The organism is Streptomyces sp. WELS2, from assembly GCF_013870595.1.
Classification (GTDB): domain Bacteria; phylum Actinomycetota; class Actinomycetes; order Streptomycetales; family Streptomycetaceae; genus Streptomyces.
In genome coordinates this window covers 1-4,098 of record NZ_JACBWZ010000583.1, presented here as the reverse complement: position 1 = coordinate 4,098, position 4,098 = coordinate 1, and the positions used below count along the sequence as shown (strand labels likewise).

Genomic DNA, 4,098 nt, shown 5'->3' with positions numbered 1-4,098 from the left:
CGTGCTGGACTGGGCCGAACCCGCCCTCGCCGTCGGCCGCCGGCTCACCGCCGCCCACCCGGCCCTGAAGGACGCCCGCTGGCAGCGCGCCCGGATCGGCGCGGACCTCGCCCTGGACGACACCGACCTGGTCACGGTGTCGTACGTGCTCAACGAACTCGCCGAGCCCGACCGCGCGGCCCTCGTCGACGCCGCCGCCCGCGCCGCCCGGACCGTCGTGATCGTCGAGGCCGGCACCCCGGCCGGCTACGCCCGCGTCATCGAGGCCCGCGACCGGCTGATCCGGGCCGGCTTCCACATCGCCGCGCCCTGCCCGCACAGCGCCGCCTGCCCCATCGCACCCGGCACCGACTGGTGCCACTTCTCCGCCCGGGTCGGCCGCTCCTCCCTGCACCGCCAGGTCAAGGGCGGCTCGCTGGCGTACGAGGACGAGAAGTTCTCCTACATCGCGGCGACCCGGCTGCCCGCCGAACCTGCCCCCGCCCGGGTGGTCCGGCGCCCGCAGATCCGCAAGGGGCAGGTGCTGCTCGACCTGTGCGAGACCGACGAGCGGCTGCGCCGCAGCACGGTCACCAAGCGCCACGGCGACCTGTACAAGGCCGCCCGGGACGCCGAGTGGGGCGACGCCTGGCCGCCGTACGACTCCGCGTCGTAGCCGTCCGCCCCGGCTTGTTACTTTCGGTCCCATGGTCAGCAAGCCCGCTCCCGACGCCACCCGCCGCAGCGAGAAGTCCCGCCGGGCGATCTACGCCGCCGCCCTCTCCCTGGTCGCGGAGGTCGGCTACCCGAAGACCACGGTGGAGGGCATCGCCGCCCGCGCCGGGGTCGGCAAGCAGACCATCTACCGCTGGTGGTCCTCCAAGGCGGACGTCCTGCTGGAGGCCTTCCTGGACCTCGCCGAACAGACGGCCCGCGCGGCCGGACACGACACGGCCGGGAACGGCACCGCGGGGCACGAGACCGCCGGCATCCCGGACACCGGGGACCTGGCCGCCGACCTCAAGGCGGTGCTGCGCGCCACGGTCGACGAGCTGCTCGACCCCCGCTTCGACGCACCGGCGCGCGCGCTCACCGCGGAGGGCGTCGTCAACGAGCAGCTCGGCCGCGTCTTCGTGACCCGGCTCCTGGAACCGCAGCTCCAGCTGTACGTCGCCCGGCTGCGCTCGGCGCAGGACGCCGGGCACGTACGGCGGGACGTGGACCCCCGGATCGCCCTGGAGCTGTTCGTCTCGCCGCTCGCCCAGCGCTGGCTCCAGCACACCGGCCCGATCACCTACGACTACACGGACACCCTGGTCGACTACGCGCTGTACGGCCTGGCGCCGCGTTGACCGACCGCACCCCTGCCGGTGACAGCCGGCCACTCGCCTGCGGCGACCCCCCGGTCCACGCGAAGATGGGACGATAAGGCATGCTGTCCGCTACACCAGCGAGGCGAGGGGATAGATGAGCGGGACGTTCGGCGGCCGGTCCGGCCGGCAGGGCAAACTCTCGCTGGTGCAGCAGGTAGTACGGGTCGCAGGGGATGCAGTGGCCGCCGGCCCCGGGGCCCGGGTAGAACGGCATGAAGCCGTACGGCTTGGTGGCGGCGGCGTCGATGACCTCGACGGGCGCGAGGCCGAGGTGCGCGCAGGCCTCGGAGAGTTCGTTGGCGAGGGCGATGTTGACCGCGCGGAAGATGTTCTCCCAGAGCTTGGCCATCTCGGCGGTCTCCGGGTCGGGCACCTGGTGGATGCGCGAGGCGGTGGCCCGCAGCACGAAGGCTGCCGCCCGGGAGCTGACCGGTCCGGCGCCGCCGACGATCCGCGGGGTGGTCTCCGGGGTGTGGCGTTCGTTGCCCGGGTCGATGCGCTCGGGGGCGAAGGCGACGAGGACGTCCTGCTCGGCCGTCAGACCGCGGGCGGCGAGCGGGGCCAGCAGCAGGTCCCGGGTGGTGCCGACGTGGCTGGTGGAGGTCAGCACGATCAGCTGGCCGGGTACGGCCCGCTCGACCACGGTGGCGCAGGCGGCGCGCAGGGCGCGCAGGTCGGGCCGGTGGTCCTCGGTGATCGGGGTCGGTACGCAGACGATGACGGCGTCCGCGCGGGGCAGGGTGTCGACGTCCGTGGTGAGCAGGAAGTCGCCGGTGGTCTGGGTGCAGGCCAGGGCGGCATGCTGGGCCGGCAGCAGGTCCACGTTGCCGGTGCGGATGTCCGCCAGCCGCTGTTCGCTGATGTCGACGCCGAGGACGGTGGCGCCGGCGTCCAGCAGGCCGAGGGCGGTGGGCAGGCCGACGTAGCCGAGGCCGACGACCGCGACGGTCAGTCCTTGCAGGGGGGTGGGGGTGTGCTCGTCGGCCGCGTCGAGGCGGTCGGTCCACCGCGTGACTCCGGGGATGGCGACGGGCGCCCAGGTCACTCCGCTGCTCGCGTTGTGTTGCGTAATAGTCACGCTGTGTTATTTAAGGCTCGTAGATCGATCTTCCGAGCGGCGCGGCAGGGAACTGCGGGCAATTCACCCGGTTGTCGGTGGGCGGGGCGTATGGCGGGGTTCACACGGCCGTGCGGGGCGGCTCGGGAATGCGGCCCCGGGGTTCCCGCATTACTTAAGGTGCTGCAACAATGCAGCCGCACGTACCAGCTGGTCGCCCTGCCCTGCTAGGAGCCCCCCATGACCGCCTTCGCGCCCGCCGACTCCCGCGCGGCCCGTGTCCTGTCCCGCCCCGTCCGGCTGAACGGCCTCACCGTCCGGAACCGGATCGTGATGGCGCCGATGACCCGGAAGTTCTCCCCGGGCGGCATCCCCGGCGCGGACGTGCGCTCGTACTACGCCCGCCGTGCCGCCGCCGGCGTCGGCCTCATCGTCACCGAGGGCACCTACGTGGGCCACGAGTCGGTCGGCGAGAGCGGCCGCGTTCCGATGTTCCACGGCGAGGAGCCGCTCGCGGGCTGGGCCAAGGTCGCCGAGGAGGTGCACGCGGCGGGCGGCGCCATCGTCCCGCAGCTGTGGCACATCGGCATGGTCCGCAAGCAGGGCCAGCGGCCCTACCCGGACGCCCCCGCCATGGGCCCCTCCGGCCTGGTCACCGCGGGCGCCGAGCCCACCGGCGTGGCGATGACGCAGAAGGACATCGACGACGTCGTCGGCGCCTTCGCCCGGGCCGCGGCCGACGCCGAGCGCATCGGCTTCGACGGCGTGGAGATCCACGGCGCCCACGGCTATCTGCTGGACCAGTTCCTGTGGGCGGGCACCAACCGCCGTACCGACGCCTACGGCGGCGACGCGGTGGCCCGCACCCGGTTCGCGGCGGAGATCGTCGCCGCGGTCCGCGAGGCGGTCTCGCCGGAGTTCCCCGTGATCTTCCGCTACTCGCAGTGGAAGCAGCAGGACTACACCGCCCGCCTCGCCGAGACCCCCGGCGAGCTCGAGGCCGTCCTCACCCCGCTCGCCGAGGCCGGTGTCAACGTCTTCCACGCCTCCACCCGCCGCTACTGGCAGCCCGAGTTCGACGGCTCCGACCTGAACCTGGCCGGCTGGACCAAGAAGCTCACCGGCAAGCAGGTCATCACGGTCGGCTCGGTCGGCCTCGACGGCGACTTCATCAACGCCTTCCAGGGCGAGAGTTCCTCGGTCAAGAACATCGACAACCTCCTGGACCGCCTGGAGGCCGACGAGTTCGACCTCGTCGCCGTCGGCCGCGCGCTGCTCCAGGACCCCGAGTGGGCGGCCAAGGTGCTCACCGACCGCTTCGACGAGCTGAAGCCCTACGACGCGTCGGCCGTCGCCACCCTGAGCTGAACCCCCGCTACAGATTGCCCAGCGGCTCGATGCCGACCCGCATCGGCGTCCCCCACACCCGCAGCACCTCGTAGTCGGTGAACTCGTGGACGAGCCGGTACGCCATGGCGGGCCGGGAGCCGCGCCGCTGGGCCGCGAGATAGGCCTCCGCCTCGCGGCGGTCCCGGCGGGGCGTGCCGCACAGCTGCCACTCCTGCCCGTTCCACAGCTCCGGCAGCCACCGCTGCTGGGCCTGCGGGCGGTCCCCGCGCACGCCGTACCGGGAGGGCGCGCTGAGATCACCCGCCGCATCATCGTCTGCAACCAGAAGGGCGGCGTCGG

At 73.2% G+C, this 4,098-nt stretch carries 4 protein-coding genes and 1 pseudogene; 3 read left to right on the top strand and 2 right to left on the bottom strand.

Annotated elements, in window-relative coordinates; all coding sequences use genetic code 11:
* On the top strand, positions 1-655 hold a 655-nt coding region (locus tag H5J33_RS26110), incomplete at its 5' end, for a small ribosomal subunit Rsm22 family protein (RefSeq protein WP_181797307.1).
* 31 nt (positions 656-686) lie between these two features.
* Positions 687-1,331, top strand: coding sequence for a TetR/AcrR family transcriptional regulator (locus H5J33_RS26105; protein WP_181797306.1), 645 nt, complete (start codon positions 687-689; stop codon positions 1,329-1,331).
* Here H5J33_RS26105 and H5J33_RS26100 read toward each other — a convergent pair.
* Positions 1,270-2,430 (bottom strand): nucleotide sugar dehydrogenase, encoded by a 1,161-nt coding sequence (locus tag H5J33_RS26100; protein ID WP_309485489.1) that lies wholly within the window; start codon positions 2,428-2,430, stop codon positions 1,270-1,272. The two genes, H5J33_RS26105 and H5J33_RS26100, sit on opposite strands and share 62 nt — an antisense overlap.
* 219 nt (positions 2,431-2,649) lie before the next feature.
* Between H5J33_RS26100 and H5J33_RS26095 the strand changes: the two genes are divergently transcribed.
* On the top strand, positions 2,650-3,777 hold the full coding sequence (locus tag H5J33_RS26095) for an NADH:flavin oxidoreductase (protein WP_181797305.1): 1,128 nt from the start codon (positions 2,650-2,652) through the stop codon (positions 3,775-3,777).
* 7 nt (positions 3,778-3,784) lie between these two features.
* Here the strand turns inward: H5J33_RS26095 and H5J33_RS26090 are convergent.
* Positions 3,785-4,098, bottom strand: a pseudogene (locus H5J33_RS26090) (hypothetical protein); the annotation flags it as partial.

Excerpts from the sequence above, each read along its gene's own strand:
- H5J33_RS26105 (WP_181797306.1), top strand. The coding sequence starts at position 687 with ATGGTCAGCAAGCCCGCTCCCGACGCCACCCGCCGCAGCGAGAAGTCC.
- H5J33_RS26095 (WP_181797305.1), top strand. The coding sequence starts at position 2,650 with ATGACCGCCTTCGCGCCCGCCGACTCCCGCGCGGCCCGTGTCCTGTCC.